Source organism: Paraburkholderia nodosa (genome assembly GCF_001718195.1).
GTDB lineage: Bacteria > Pseudomonadota > Gammaproteobacteria > Burkholderiales > Burkholderiaceae > Paraburkholderia > Paraburkholderia nodosa_A.
In genome coordinates, this window is record NZ_MCNV01000035.1 from 1 (window position 1) to 14,641 (window position 14,641).

Here is a 14,641-nt window from a genome sequence, read left to right on the forward strand (position 1 = left end):
ATGCTTCAGCATTTACGCAGAACCCACACTATGTGTGTTGTGCCTGAAACAACACAACCCCAATTCAGCAGCACCCTCTTTACGCTTCTTCCCGATTGGCTGTGGCGCGAACACAAAGCGCGACGCAGCAACCCGTCATGCCTGATGACCATAGCGAGCTGGTCCCACCCCTTCCCATCCCGAACAGGACCGTGAAACAGCTCCACGCCGATGATAGTGCGGATTGCCCGTGTGAAAGTAGGTAATCGTCAGGCTCCTTATGCTGTAACGTCCAGAACCCCGGTGTCTCCGAAAGAGAGCCGGGGTTCTGGCGTTTGCGCTTCTTCAGATGCAGGAAAACAAAAAAGCCGTCCAATGGACGGCTTTTTGCGTTAACCCGCTTTCGCAAGCGCAGGCTTACTGCGCCGCTTTCTGCACAGCTGCTGCGACCCCAGCGTCCTTCGCCAAGGCCACCTCTTCTGCGACGTCCGTCAGCTGCTCTTGAGTCAGTTCTTCAAGCAGCGCCAGGTCGCGCTCGATGACTTGCGGGAGATGCGCGCGCAAGAATTCCACCCACGTCTTCGTCTTCGCATCGACGAACTTGCGCGACGGATAGAGCGCGTACACGTTCGTCTTTTGCAGCTTGTGCTGTGGCAGCACGCGCACGAGCGTCCCGTTACGCAATCCTTCTATTGCGGCGTAGACCGGCAACATCCCGATCCCCATCCCCTCGCGTATCGCCACGGCGAGCGATTCCGCGATGTTCACCTGCACCGGCCCGTCCACTTGCATCTCGACGCTGCCCTCAGGCCCCTCGAGCGTCCACTCATGCGCCGGGAACGCTGGCGATTTGAGAATCAGACAGTCGTGATGCGAGAGGTCGGCGGGAGTGCGTGGCGCACCGTGCGTATGCACATACCCAGGCGAGGCGCACAGAATGCTGTACGTCGAACCCAGCTGATGCGAAACGAGATCGGAATTCGGCAGCGATGACGCCGTGACCACCGAGACGTCGCTGCTGCCCTCGAAGAGATCCGGCATGCGTTGCGAGAGCGTCAGTTCGACGGTGACTTCGGGATGCAGCGCGCGATAGCGCGAGATCGCCGGCAGCACGTACTGCTGACCAATACTTGCGAAGCTGTGCATGCGCAGCGCCCCGACCGGGCGTTCGTGCGCGCAGCTCGCTTCTTCTTCCGCGCTATCGACGTCCGCGAGAATCTGCGAGCAACGCTTGAGATACCGCTCGCCGGCGGGCGTGAGCGCGAGCCGGCGTGTCGAGCGGTTGAGCAGACGGGTGCGCAAGTGCGCTTCGAGTTCCGATACCGCGCGCGACATCGCGCCGGTGGTCGAATCCAGCGACTGAGCCGCGGCCGTGAAGCTGCCCGCTTCCACGACGCGCACGAACACCCGCATGTTTTGTAACGTATCCATCAGACCTTCTTGACCTTCTTGTTCGGTACAGAAACGATATTGTCCGCCTGTATGGGCGCGCCATTGTTGAGTGATCTGGAACGGAGGTTCCCCGCGCGTCCCATTAATGCGGCGCAATGACGCTCCTACAATCGGCCCCTGTCTTTGAAACAGCCCGAGCGTTTGTCATGAGCCGCCAGCCTGCGATACATCGAGCGTTCGACTCGCGTCGGCGCGCGGAGATCATATGGCGCGCGGTCAGACGGGCGTTGCGCGACTGGCAGGGCAGCGACGGCGCGATCTGGCTCCATCTGCTGAAAACGGTCGCGGCTTGCTTGCTTGCCATGGGCATCTCCATGCTGCTGGACCTGCCGCAGCCGCGCATCGCGATGACGACGGTGTTCGTCCTGATGCAGCCGCTCTCGGGCATGGTGTTCGCCAAGAGCTTTTATCGCATCGTCGGCACTGCGGTGGGAATGGTCGCGGCGGTAGTACTGGGCGCCGTGTTCGTCCAGCAGCCCGAACTCTACATCCTCGGGATGACGGGGTGGGTGGCCGCATGTACGGCTGCCGCCATGAGGAATCGCCATTTTCGCTGGTACGGTTTCGTGCTTGCCGGCTACACGGCAGCGTTGATCGGCATTCCGCTCGTGATGCAGCCCAACGGTCTCTTTCTCGCCGCACTCGGCCGAGGCGCCGAAGTGGCCATTGGCATTCTCTGCTCGGGCATGGTCAGCGCGGTGATCGTGCCCCGGCAGTCGGGCTCGTTGCTCGGTCGAACCCTGCGCTCACGCTATCTCAATTTTACTGCGTTCGCTGCGGCGGTGTTGGCTGGGCGGCTCGAAAGGGGCGCATTCGAAGGGCGATTTGCGAGTCTCGTCGACGATGTCGTCGGCTTCGAGGCCACGCGTGCTTTCTCGTCTTTCGAAGATCCGACGATGCGCTCGCGCAGCGGCCTGCTTTCGCGTCTGAATTCCGAATTCATGGATGCCTGCGCGCGGCTGCATGCGTTGCGCCAGTTGCTCAAAAGACTGCACTGGCGCGACGCGGCGATCGCACCGCTCGCGCCGTATTTTGACGAACTCGCGGCGCTGCTCGCACAACGGCCTGGGCGCGACGAAAGCGATCGCGCCTATGCGCGGAGGCTCGCCGATGGGCTTGAGGCCTTCCAGCGCACGCTGCCGCGTCATGTGCGCGAGACGCGGCGGCCGCTCGAACATGCGCTGCCCGAAGCGCTGCCCGACTTCGACACCTCGGCCGAACTCATCTATCGCTTCACGACCGAGATCGTGCGCTACAGCCGCACCTGGGCAGCGCTCATGGAAGCGAGTCGTGCGCAGGCGCCGCGCGCCGCGCGCTACGTGCCTCGCACGAGCTGGTACGTGGTGGCGTTCACCTTCGTGCGTACCGCCGTGGTGGTGGCGGCGCTGGGCTGGTTCTGGGTCGAGACCGACTGGCCGAGCGGCGGCCTTGCGATGATCGCAGCCGCGCTCACGTGCGCGCTCACCTCGTCGGCGCCGAACGCGTCGCGCATGGCCGTGCAGATGGCGGTTGGCGCGGCCTTTGCCGCCGTGACGGGCTATCTCTTCACCTGCTATGTCTATCCCAATGTCGACGGCTTTCCGTTGCTCTGCGCGACACTCGTTCCGGTGCTAGCCATCGGCGCCTTTCTCGCCACCCGCTCGCGCATAGCGGGCTATGGCGTCGGCTTCTCGGTGTTCTTCTGTCTGCTGGCTGGTCCGGACAACGTGATCGTGTACACGCCGGATCTGCTGGTCAACAACGGCATCGCCGTCGTCGCCGCGATGCTGGTCGCCTCGCTCGCGTTCGCGGTGGTGTTTCCACCGCACATGAACTGGCTCGTCGAGCGCATGTGCGTGTCGTTGCGCGGCCAGGTCGTGCTGGCCAGCCATGGGGAACTCGATGGCCTCGGCCAGCGCTTCCAGTCCGGTACGCACGATCTGATGCACCAGTTGAGGCTCTTGCTGAACGGGCGCCGCCAGGCGCACCGGCGCGCGTTGCGCTGGATGCTCGTCACGCTCGAAGTCGGGCACGCCGTGGTCGATCTGCGCAACGAGGCGCACGCGGCAGCCTGGCTCGACCGTCATGACGCGCGCTGGCCTGCGGCTCTCGCGCGCGTTCAGGAGGACATCGCGCACCTTTTCGAGAGCCCGGACGGGATTGCGCTCGAACACGCGCTCAGCGCCGTGCGCGCGGCGACCTGGATCGCCCAGGAGGCGCTCGCCACCGTGCATCACGAGCGGGAAAGGCGGCACGAGGCGCAACGGCTGCTGAGTCATCTGCACTTCATCCGCAGCGCGCTGCTCGACCGCGACGCGCCGCTCGGGCCGCTGGCGCGCCGTGCACGCCGTACGCTTGCGCCGCGCAGATCGTTGAAAACACAATGAAAATGCGGGCCCCGCGCGATCTTGCTGCAGTCTGGAAAAATGCCTTCCACCCCGACTCCTTAATCTATTCGACCCTGAGTCATATAGTCACATCACTGCTTCGCAGTAACCGTTAGCACTGGAGAGTAAAATGAAGTCCCTGAAGATCGCTGTTGTTGCCTGTTCGCTGTTTGCCGCCGCCGCTGCTTATGCACAGAACGAAGCACCGGCAGCGAGCGTCCCTCAGCAGGTTGCGCAGTCCGCTGCCCCGCAGGTAGCGCAAGCGCCCGCCCACCGCGAAATCGTAAAGCCGGCAAAGAAGGATGAATGCGTCGGCCCGGTCAGCTTCTGCAATATTTATTTCGGTAGCTGAAATCGAGAGCACGCCAGCCATGTGCAGGCGCACGCTGAAATCTTGTGCCGCGACGCCTTCAAAAGGGCGCCGCGGCTTTGCGCATTGTGGCTGCTCAAAACACTGCAACAGTGTTTTGTGAAACTCACAGTGCACGACCGCCGATGCAAGACCTGAAAATAGGCACCAGGCGATCAGAGAGTTTGTGGAGACTTTGATGTACGAAGACCGTATTCGTTGTGCCGCCTTGCGCGGGAAAATCACTTCGGCCGCCGAGGCGGCCCAACTCGTGCGCAACGGCATGCGCGTTGGCGCAAGCGGCTTTACGCGCGCGGGCGACACGAAGGCCGTGCCGCTCGAACTGGCGCGCCGTGCGCGCGAAGAGAAAGAGCCGCTGCGCATTACGCTGATGACGGGCGCCTCGCTCGGCCACGACGTCGATCGCATGCTGACCGAAGCGGGTGTGCTCGAGCGCCGTCTGCCGTTCCAGGTGGACGCCACGCTGCGCAAGGCGATCAACCGCGGCGAAGTGATGTTCGTCGACCAGCATCTTTCGGAAACCGTGGAGATGCTGCGCGCGAACCTGCTCGGGAAACTCGATCTCGCGATCATCGAAGCCGCCGCGATCACGGAAACCGGCGCGATCGTGCCGACCACGTCGGTCGGCAATTCGGCGAGCTTCGCGATTCTCGCGGAGAAGGTGATCGTCGAGATCAATCTCGCACAGCCGCTCGCGCTCGAAGGCCTCCACGACGTGTGGATTCCTGGCCGTCGCCCGCATCGCGATCCGTTGCCGATCGTGCGTCCGCAGGACCGTGTGGGTACGACCGCCATCGAGATTCCGCCGGAGAAGATCGCCGCCATCGTCATCACGAACGAAGCGGACAGCCCCTCGACCGTGCTGCCCGCCGACGAAGAAACCGCGCGTATTGCCGGCCACCTCATCGAATTCCTGCAGCACGAAGTGAAGCACGGCCGCATGAGCGCGCAACTGCCGCCGCTGCAGGCCGGCATCGGCACGATTGCGAACGCGGTGCTTTCGGGCTTCGTGGATTCGCCGTTCGAAGCGCTTACGATGTACTCCGAAGTATTGCAGGACTCGACGTTCGATCTGATCGATTCCGGCAAGATGGTATTCGCCTCGGGCGCATCGATGACGCTCTCCGCGCAACGCCAGGCTCAGGTGCTCGCCGAACTCGACCGCTATCGCGACAAGCTCGTGCTGCGTCCGCAGGAAGTGAGCAACCATCCCGAAGTGATTCGGCGCCTCGGCTTGATTGCGCTGAACACCGCGCTCGAATGCGACATCTACGGCAACGTCAATTCCACGCACGTGGGCGGCACGCACATGATGAACGGCATTGGCGGCTCGGGCGACTTCGCGCGCAATGCGTCGTGCGCGATCTTCGCGACCAAGGCGATTGCGAAGGACGGCCGCATTTCCAGCATCGTGCCGATGGTGCCGCACGTCGATCACAACGAGCACGACGTGGACGTGATCGTCACCGAGCAAGGCCTGGCGGATCTGCGCGGACTTGCGCCGCGCGAACGTGCGAACCTCGTGATCGAGCGTTGTGCGCATCCGCTTTATCGCGACCTGCTGCGCGACTACTATCGCGACGCACTCCAGTTCGGCGGCCAGACGCCGCACGATCTCGCACGCGCGTATGAAATGCATCTGCGTTTCAATCAAACGGGTTCGATGCTGCCTGAAGCGACGGGCGGACTCGTCGCGAACGCCTAAGGTCCACGGCGCTCGCTATTTAGAAGCACACAAGACAAAGCGGGAGCACCGGCAACGGTGCTCCCGCTTTTCATTGATAGCGCAAATTCGCTACGCTCGTCGCACGAGGCGGATGATGAAGAGCAGAATGACCGCGCCGACAATGGCGGTAATGATAGAACTGATGATGCCGGCGCCGATATGAATGCCGAGCACCCCGGCAAGCCAACCGCCGATGAACGCGCCGACAATGCCGACAATGATATCGACGAACAATCCGAAGCCGCCGCCTTTGACGAGAACGCCAGCGAGCCAGCCTGCGATTGCGCCGATGATGAGCCAGGCAATGATGCCGTGTTGCATATGAGTAGACTCCCCTTGTTGGCGTGAACGAATCACGGTGAATGGAGCTTAGTCCAAGGGCGGATACGCGTCCATGAAACGCGGCCAGAATTGACAGTTCTTGAAAACCGCCGCCGATAGTTTCAAAAAAAGCAACGAATTAGAAATGCATTCGTAAGAAATGCCGGCCGATGCAATGCGCAAGGCTCATTCGGGCGCGATTTCGGGTTCCGCGGCGGTCCAGCTTATGCTCGAGACGCCTTTCTCCATGCTCAGGCGGTTCGCCAGGAGCTCCAGCTTCGACTGGTACTTCGGGTGCAGGCGCATCGTCGCCGTCACGCGCAGGCGCGGCGGATCGCCGGCCAGGTCCTCGCTCGTGAGGCTCTGGAACGAAAGCGGCGTGGAGTACAGAGAGTTCGAAAGCAACGTGCGGATATGGATTTCATCCTCTTCGCGGCAAACCACCGTAAGCACATAAGCGCGCACGAGATCCGCATTCGAAACAGGCGACGCGTTGATGATGCGGCTCACCTCGCGCAGCACGGTATTCGTGAGCAGCACGACAGCGGTGCCGGCCACCGCCGGGCCGTAATGGCCCGCTCCGCACAGCACGCCCACGGCCGCTGAGCACCATAGCGTCGCCGCGGTATTGATGCCCTGAATCGAGCCCTTCTCGCGCATGATGACGCCGCCGCCCAGAAAGCCCACGCCGGAGACGACATAGGCCGCGATCTGCGTCACGCCGGTCGAGCCATTGCCGGTCAGCACGCCGAGCGTGACGAACAAACATGCGCCGCTGGCGACGAGCGTGATCGTGCGCAGACCGGCCGTGCGTTGGCGAATCTGGCGTTCGAGGCCGATGGCGACGCCGCAGGCGAACGCCGCGAGAAGGCGCAGGGCGAATTCGAGAGTCATCGTTTTGTCATCAAAGCGCAGGGCGGCCGCACGCCAGGCGGCTCTCGCGCGAGGCGTCGGGATGCATCGCAGCACGCCCCGGGGGCCCGTGGATCATACGCGCGACGGGGCTTTGCGCCAAGCTGTCCGCGCTGTCATGTTCGAGTCAGGATCAGGCCACGGCTCGTCGGCGAAACTACCCTCATTCGTATGGAGATGGGAAGGCAGGTCGAATGAACGGGAGTTTCTGATGGATACGCTGCGCAATATGCGGGTCTTCGTGCGAGTGGTGGAGTCCGGCAGCTTCACGCGCGCCGCGGCGAGCGAAACGATGACGACGGCGCAGGTCTCGCGCGCGGTCACCGACCTGGAGTCACGGCTACGCACACGGCTTCTCAACCGGACCACGCGGCGCATGTCGCTGACCGAAGCGGGCGAGCGTTACTTCCAGAGCTGCAAGCGCATTCTTGCCGACATCGAGCAGGCCGAAGCGGAAGCCGCCGCTGCGCACGCGAACCCCGCGGGCAAGCTGCGCGTGTACGGCGGCACGAGTTTCGGGCAGCACTATGTGATGCCGCTCATCGCGCGCTATCAGCAGCATTTGCCGGAGGTCTCGGTCGATCTCACCATCGCGCAGCAGATGCCGGACATCATCGAGGAGGGCTTCGATGTCGCGGTCGTGGTGGCCGCCGAACTCGAGGACTCCGCGCTGATCTCCCAGCATCTGGGCAGCACCGCTGCCATTCTCTGCGCTTCGCCTGCGTACTTGCGCACGCGCGGCGAGCCGCAATCGTTCGATGACCTCGAAGCGCATACCTGTCTGCACCTGACCGATGCGAGCCTGCCCGCCGGCCAATGGGTTTCCGAGGGACCGCTTGGCGAGACCTTCCGGCATACGGGCGTGACGCCGTTCCAGGTGAACAATCCCGAAGCGCTTGCGCTCGCCATACGCGAAGGCATGGGCATCGGCCCGCTGCCGGTGCCGGTTGCGCTGCCCGGTCTCGCCGACGGCACGCTGGTGCGCGTGCTGCCCACGCACACCCTGCAAAAGCTCGACATCTACGCGCTGTACGCTTCGCGTCGCTATCTGGATGCGAAGATCCGCACCTTCGTCGAGTTTCTGCGCGAGAAGGTGCCGCTCGTCCTTGCCGAGCAGGAGGCCGCGCTCGCCACCTGCGACGAGCCGCTTCGCGAAATGGATGCACACGCGGGCCCGCGAGGCACGCGTGCGCGCAGCGGTCGGGGCCGCGGTCACAACACGCACGACCTGGAGCGCCTGCGTCTTGTGAACTGAAGCAGTTAAAGAAGTCTTCGCGAAGCGCGAGGGTGTTACGGCGCGTTTCGCGGCTGCGGATTTCCGGCGCTTCGCGACGCTACAGCGCCGATCTATCTGCGTTCCCGCGCGCTTTCGCGCGTCTCGCGCATTGCCTGTCAATTTCGCCATATTGGCGACAGCGACCTGCCACCGCCATTGCCTATGATGCGGCACCCGCTGGATGAATGCGTCGCCGTCTCAACCCCTCGCCTGAGTTGTCCGAAACACTGACATGTGGATTGTCAATCTCGCGCTGAAGCGACCGTACACGTTCATCGTGATGGCCATCCTGATCGTGCTGGCCACGCCGTTCGTGCTCATGTCGATGGCCACCGACGTGCTGCCGAACATCAACATCCCGGTCATCAGCATCATCTGGTCGTACAACGGCTTCTCCGCGAAAGACATGGCCGATCGCATCACCTCGGTCAACGAGCGCAGCTTGACGACCACGGTGAGCAATATCGAGCACATCGAGTCGCAGTCGCTGCCCGGCATCGCGATCATCAAGCTGTTCCTGCAGCCTGGTGCGAGCCTGCAAACCGCGATCGCGCAGGCCGTTGCATCGGAACAGGCGCAGGTGAAGCAGATGCCGCCCGGTGCGACGCCCCCGCTCGTCATCAGCTATTCGGCCTCGAGCATTCCGGTGATCCAGCTCGGCCTGTCCAGCAAGTCGATGAGCGAGCAGGCGCTCGCCGACGTCGCGATGAACTTCCTGCGCCCGCAGCTCATTACGATTCCCGGCGCGCAGGTGCCTTACCCGTATGGCGGCAAGACGCGCGTGATTTCCGTGGACCTCGATACGCGCGCACTCATTTCGAAGGGCCTCACGCCCGCCGATATCGTCAATGCCGTCAACGCGCAGAACCTGATTTTGCCGACGGGCACGGCCAAGCTCGGGCAAACCGAATATCGTGTGGACACCAATGCATCGCCCGATACGCTTGCCGGACTCAACCGCATTCCCGTGCAGACGGTAAACGGCGCGACCACCTATCTCGGCGACGTGGCGCACGTGCGCGACGGCTTCACGCCGCAGACCAACGTGGTGCGCCAGGACGGCCAGCGCGGCGTGCTGATGTCGATCCTCAAGAGCGGCGACGCCTCGACGCTGCAGGTGGTGGGCGCCCTCAAGGACCTGCTGCCGAAGGCACGCGACACGCTGCCCGCCGACCTCGTCGTCAAGCCGCTCTTCGACCAGTCCGTCTTCGTTTCCGCCGCCGTGCAGGGCGTGGTGCGCGAAGCGCTCATTGCGGCCGCGCTCACCGCGGCGATGATCCTGCTCTTTCTCGGCAACTGGCGCAGCACGCTCATCATCGCGGTGTCGATCCCGCTGTCGATTCTCTCGTCGATCATCGCCCTCTATGCGCTTGGCGAGACCATCAACATCATGACGCTCGGCGGCCTTGCGCTCGCTGTCGGCATATTGGTGGACGACGCCACGGTTACGATCGAAAACATCGAGCGGCACCTGCATCTGGGCGCGAAACTGCACGACGGCATTCTCGAAGGCGCGGGCGAAATCGCGGTGCCCGCACTCGTCTCGACGCTGTGCATCTGTATCGTGTTCGTGCCGATGTTCTTCCTCACCGGTGTAGCGCGCTTTCTGTTCGTGCCGCTCGCGCAAGCCGTGGTGTTCGCGATGATCGCGTCGTACATCCTCTCGCGCACGCTGGTGCCGACGCTCGCCATGCTGCTCTTCGAGGGCCACGATCCCACCGCGCATGCACAGCGCGCCCAAGGCTCGCTCTTCGCGCGCATACACTGGCGCTTCAATCATGCGTTCGAGCGCTTGCGCGCCAATTACATCGCGCTGTTGAGCCTGCTGCTCGCGCGCCGCAAATTCTTTGGCGGCACCTTCCTCGCGTTTTGCCTGCTTTCGCTCGTCCTCGTGTTTTTTCTTGGCCGCGACTTCTTTCCTTCGGTCGATGCGGGCAATATTCGTTTGCACATGCGCGCGCCAACGGGTTTTCGCATCGAGGAAACCGCGCGCCTGGCCGACCAGGTGGAGCAGGTGGTTCGCGAAGTCGTGCCGGCCGATCAACTCGAAACGATCGTCGACAATCTCGGCCTGCCCTATAGCGGCATCAACCTCTCGTATAGCAATGCGGGGACGATTGGCACGCTCGACGGTGAAATCCAGATCGCGCTGAAGCCCGATCACGATCCCTCGCGCATTTATATCGACAAGCTGCGGACCTTGCTGCCGCAACGCTTCCCGGGCGTCGAGTTCTTCTTCCAGCCCGCCGACATCATCACGCAGATTCTGAACTTCGGTCAGCCCGCGGCGATCGACGTGCAGGTCGTGGGCGCGAACCTGAATCAGGACATGGCGCTTGCGAGCACGCTGCTCAAGCAGGTGCGGCAACTGCCGGGCGCTGTCGATGCGCACATCGAGCAGCGTAACGACGAGCCCGCACTCACGCTCGCCATGGACCGCACGCGTATGCAGCAGTTGAACCTGAGTCCGCAAAACGTTGCGCAGGACGTGCTGATCGCGCTTTCGGGCAGCACGCAGACGTCGCCTGCGTTCTGGGTGAGCCCGCAAAACGGCGTGGAATATCCGCTCACGGTGCAAACGCCGCAGTATCGCGAGACCTCGATGAACGAGGTGATGGGCACGCCCGTTTCCGCACGCGCGACGAATCCCAATGCGCCGCTGCAACTCGTGAGCAACCTCGTGCAGCTCAATCCGCATAGCGGGCCGGCCATCGTCACGCACTACAACATCCGTCCTGTGATCGACCTGCTCGTGAGCGTGGAGGGCAGCGACCTGGGGTCCGTGGGCGTGAACATCAACGACATCATCCGGCATGTGCAGGCGCACGCGCCGCGCGGCACGACCATCACCATGCGTGGGCAGATTGGCACGATGCGTTCGTCGTACGTGGGTCTGGGCGTCGGCATTGCGATGGCGGTGGTGCTCGTGTATTTGCTGATCGTCGTGAACTTCCAGTCGTGGGCCGATCCGCTCATCATCATCAGCGCGCTGCCCGCCGCGCTCGCGGGCATTGCGTGGATGCTCTTCATCACCGGCACGCACTTGAGCGTGCCCGCGCTCACCGGCGCGATCATGACCGTGGGCGTCGCGACCGCAAACAGCATTCTCGTGGTCTCGTTCGCACGGCAGCGTCTTGCCGCCGGCGCGTCGCCGCTTGCCGCCGCGCTCGAAGCCGGCGCCACCCGCATACGCCCGGTGCTGATGACGGCGTTCGCCATGATGATCGGCATGGTCCCGATGGCGCTCGGCCTCGGCGAAGGCGCGGAGCAGAATGCGCCGCTCGGACGCGCGGTGATCGGCGGCCTGCTGTTCGCTACGGTCTCCACACTATTGTTCGTACCCCTGATGTTTGCGACCGTGCATACCCGGCTCGCCCACCGCGCCGCCACGAAACGCGAGCGCGAGGCGCAGCGCCGGGCTACGCGAGGCGATACCCATTAAGTCAAATTGGCCGAAGACATGAACGAACCTCACCACCATTCATCTCTCGACATCACCGTGGGCAGCGAGCAGGGCATGGACCTGCCGGCGCGCGGCCAGGCGGGCAAGCGCGCACGCTTTGCGCTGATCGTGGTCGCGCTGCTGCTGGCCGCGGGCGCCACGCGCACGATCGTGTCGAACCTCATGAACGGCCACCATCTCGCAGATGTCACGAAGCAGAACGCGAAGCAGTATGTGAGCGTCGTCCAACCGGTAGCGGCGGGCGCGGACGGCCGCATCGTGCTGCCGGGAACGCTGCGCGGCTTTGTCGAAGCGCCGATCTACTCGCGTGCGAACGGCTACGTGCGGCGCTGGTACGCCGATATCGGCGCGCACGTGCAACAAGGGCAGTTGCTCGCGGAGATCGATACGCCCGAGATCGATCAGGAACTCGCGCAGGCGCAGGCGCAGCGCGATCAGGCCGCCTCGACGCTCGCTCTCGCAAAGACATCGTTCGATCGGGCGCAGCAATTGCGCCAGCGCGATGCGGTCTCGCAGCAGGAACTCGACGACCGCCAGGGCGCCTTCAACACCGACCAGGCGAATCTCGCCGCCGCCGATGCGAACGTGCGCCGCCTCACGGAGATGAAGTCGTTCCAGCGCATCGTCGCACCGATCACGGGCATCATCACGCAGCGCAACGTCGATATCGGCGACCTCGTGAACGCGGGCAACGGCGGGGCGGGTCATGCGCTCTTTTCGATTGCGCAGTCCGACCCGCTGCGCCTCTACCTCGACGTGCCGCAGACCTATGCGCAGCAGGTGGCGGTCGGCCAGCACGTGAGCGTGACCGAACAGGAGCTGCCGGGCCTGACGTTCGCCGGCACCGTCACGCGCACGGCGCAGGCCATCAACGTGGCCACGCGCACGCTGCAGGCCGAAATCTCGCTGCCCAACCATGACGGCAAGCTGCTGCCCGGCGCGTACGTGCAGGCCGCCTTGCAGACCGACGCGAAGGGCCTGCTCACGGTGCCGGGCAACACGCTGCTGTTCCGCTCGGAAGGTCCGCGTCTTGCAGTCGTCGATGCGGATGGCAAGATCAAGCTCAAGCCGGTGGAAATCGCGCAGGACCTCGGGCAGACGCTCGAAATCAGCCACGGGCTCGCGCCGACCGATCGCGTCGTGCTCAACCCGAGTGACTCGATCGCGGATGGCGACAGCGTCGTCGTGGTCGCGCCGAACAAGACCGAAGCGGCGCACGAGGCCGCCAGGCGGAGCGCGACGTGACGATGCGGAATAACACGCGGCAACGGCCGCTCGCTTGCGTCACGGCGCTGGGCGCGCTCGGTCTCGCGGCTTGCACCGTAGGCCCCGACTATCACGCGCCGCAAACGCAAAGCCCCTCGGCCTGGCGCGTCGATTCCGCCGATTCATACTGGCACGCGGCGCAGCCCTCGCATGCGCCGCTCGATCCGCAGTGGTGGAAGGCATTCGACAACGCCGAACTCGACACTCTGGAAACCGCGGCGCTCGCCGAGAACCAGACGCTGCGCGTGGCCGCCGCGCACTACGCGCAGGCACGCGCGACGCTCGCTTCGGTGTCCTCGCAGCAAAGCCCGCAGGTCGGGCTCGACGCGGGCCTCGCGCGCGAGCGCATTTCGGCGAACCGGCCGCTCACGAACTACGCGACGCCCAACACGTCGACCGTGCAGAACCAGGTCACCGTCGGCGCGACCGTGAGTTACGAGCTGGATCTGTTCGGACGCATCCGGCGCATGGTGGAGTCGGCGCAGGCGTCGACGCAGCAGGCCGGCGACGATCTCGCCAACGCGCGCCTCGTGCTCAGCGCCGAACTCGCCACCGACTATTTCGCCATGCGCGAACTCGACAACGAGATCGACGTGGTGAATCGCTCGGCGCAACTGCAGCAAAAGGCGCTCGATTTCGTGACCGCGCAGCACGATCTCGGCGCGGTTTCGGGTCTCGAACTGCTGCAGCAAAAGGCCCAGCTTGCGGCGACGCAAACTCAGGTGCATCTGCTCGAAAACCAGCGACAGCAGGAGCAGAACGCCATTGCCGTGCTGGTCGGCAAGCCCGCGCCCGAATTCACGATCGCGCAGAAGGTGACGCCGCTGCCGGTGCCGGCGCTTCCCGCCGGGCTGCCGAGCGAGCTGTTGCAGCGGCGGCCCGACGTGGCCTCGGCCGAGCGGGCGATGGCCGCGGCCAATGCGCAGATCGGCGTGGCACGTTCCGCGTACTTTCCGGACATCACGCTTTCGCCCACTTTCGGCTGGGAATCGACGCGTTTTGGCGGCCTTTTCTCCGTGCCGAGCCTGATGTGGTCGGTGGGCGCGACGGCCAGCGAGGTGCTGTTCGACGGCGGCAAGCGCGCGGCGGGCGTGGATTTCGCGCAGGCGGGCTACGAGTCGGCGCAGGCGTCTTATCGTCAGACCGTGCTCACCGCGTTCCAGGAGGTGCAAAATGCGGTAACGGGCCTTTCGGTGCTGGAACGTGCTTCGACCGACGGCCAGTCGGCCGTGGACGACGCACGCAAGTCCTTCGAACTCGCCAACGACCGCTATCAGGGCGGCCTCGTCGCGTTCATCGACGTGCTCAACGCGGAGCAGCAGTTGCTTGCCAGCGAGCGCCAGGAAGTGCAGATTCACGGCCAGCAGGTCGCCACGGTGGTCTTTCTCGCGAAGGCGCTGGGCGGTGGCTGGAGCGCCGACGACCGCGAGCTGGCCTGCAGCGCGGGCACGTGCCGCGAAGTGCCGAAGGCCGAGGGCAGAAGCTGAGTCGCACGCAAGGGCTGAAAACG

At 64.2% G+C, this 14,641-nt stretch carries 10 protein-coding genes and 1 rRNA gene; 8 read left to right on the plus strand and 3 right to left on the minus strand.

What is annotated here, in order from left to right; translation table 11 throughout:
• Window positions 1–140 precede the first annotated feature (140 nt).
• Window positions 141–254, plus strand: a 5S ribosomal RNA gene (gene rrf / locus BFD71_RS34470).
• Between the two features lie 142 nt (window positions 255–396).
• On the opposite strand, the gene BFD71_RS34475 is transcribed toward rrf, so the two are convergent.
• The gene (locus BFD71_RS34475) at window positions 397–1,410 is read right to left on the minus strand and encodes a LysR family transcriptional regulator (RefSeq protein ID WP_069268705.1); all 1,014 of its coding nucleotides are present in this window, start codon (window positions 1,408–1,410) and stop codon (window positions 397–399) included.
• A gap of 167 nt (window positions 1,411–1,577) precedes the next feature.
• Here BFD71_RS34475 and BFD71_RS34480 point away from each other — a divergent pair, with 167 nt between their 5' ends.
• The 3 genes from BFD71_RS34480 to BFD71_RS34490 all read left to right on the plus strand — a co-directional run bounded on the left by BFD71_RS34480 (window position 1,578) and on the right by BFD71_RS34490 (window position 5,872).
• Entirely contained in the window at window positions 1,578–3,797 is a 2,220-nt protein-coding gene (locus BFD71_RS34480; RefSeq protein ID WP_069268706.1) for an FUSC family protein, read from the plus strand.
• Window positions 3,798–3,927: 130 nt separating this feature from the next.
• Window positions 3,928–4,149: a hypothetical protein gene (locus tag BFD71_RS34485; RefSeq protein ID WP_028205643.1), complete on the plus strand. Its 222-nt coding sequence runs from the start codon at window positions 3,928–3,930 to the stop codon at window positions 4,147–4,149.
• 196 nt (window positions 4,150–4,345) lie between these two features.
• A complete protein-coding gene (locus BFD71_RS34490; RefSeq protein WP_069268707.1) occupies window positions 4,346–5,872 on the plus strand; it encodes an acetyl-CoA hydrolase/transferase family protein in 1,527 nt (508 codons plus the stop codon).
• A 90-nt stretch (window positions 5,873–5,962) separates the two neighbouring features.
• Here BFD71_RS34490 and BFD71_RS34495 read toward each other — a convergent pair whose 3' ends face one another.
• A complete protein-coding gene (locus BFD71_RS34495; RefSeq protein ID WP_042265070.1) occupies window positions 5,963–6,214 on the minus strand; it encodes a GlsB/YeaQ/YmgE family stress response membrane protein in 252 nt (83 codons plus the stop codon).
• Window positions 6,215–6,400: 186 nt separating this feature from the next.
• Window positions 6,401–7,108, minus strand: a complete 708-nt coding sequence (locus BFD71_RS34500; RefSeq protein WP_069268708.1) for an MgtC/SapB family protein — start codon at window positions 7,106–7,108, stop codon at window positions 6,401–6,403.
• Window positions 7,109–7,337: 229 nt separating this feature from the next.
• On the opposite strand from BFD71_RS34500, the gene BFD71_RS34505 reads away from it, so the two are divergent.
• From BFD71_RS34505 to BFD71_RS34520, 4 genes are all read left to right on the plus strand, one after another.
• Entirely contained in the window at window positions 7,338–8,381 is a 1,044-nt protein-coding gene (locus BFD71_RS34505) for a LysR family transcriptional regulator (RefSeq protein ID WP_083245630.1), read from the plus strand.
• A gap of 253 nt (window positions 8,382–8,634) precedes the next feature.
• Window positions 8,635–11,844 (plus strand): efflux RND transporter permease subunit, encoded by a 3,210-nt coding sequence (locus BFD71_RS34510; protein WP_069268709.1) that lies wholly within the window; start codon window positions 8,635–8,637, stop codon window positions 11,842–11,844.
• An 18-nt stretch (window positions 11,845–11,862) separates the two neighbouring features.
• A complete protein-coding gene (locus BFD71_RS34515; protein WP_083245631.1) occupies window positions 11,863–13,110 on the plus strand; it encodes an efflux RND transporter periplasmic adaptor subunit in 1,248 nt (415 codons plus the stop codon).
• Between the two features lie 2 nt (window positions 13,111–13,112).
• Window positions 13,113–14,618, plus strand: a complete 1,506-nt coding sequence (locus BFD71_RS34520; RefSeq protein WP_083245632.1) for an efflux transporter outer membrane subunit — start codon at window positions 13,113–13,115, stop codon at window positions 14,616–14,618.
• The last annotated feature ends 23 nt before the right edge of the window (window positions 14,619–14,641 follow it).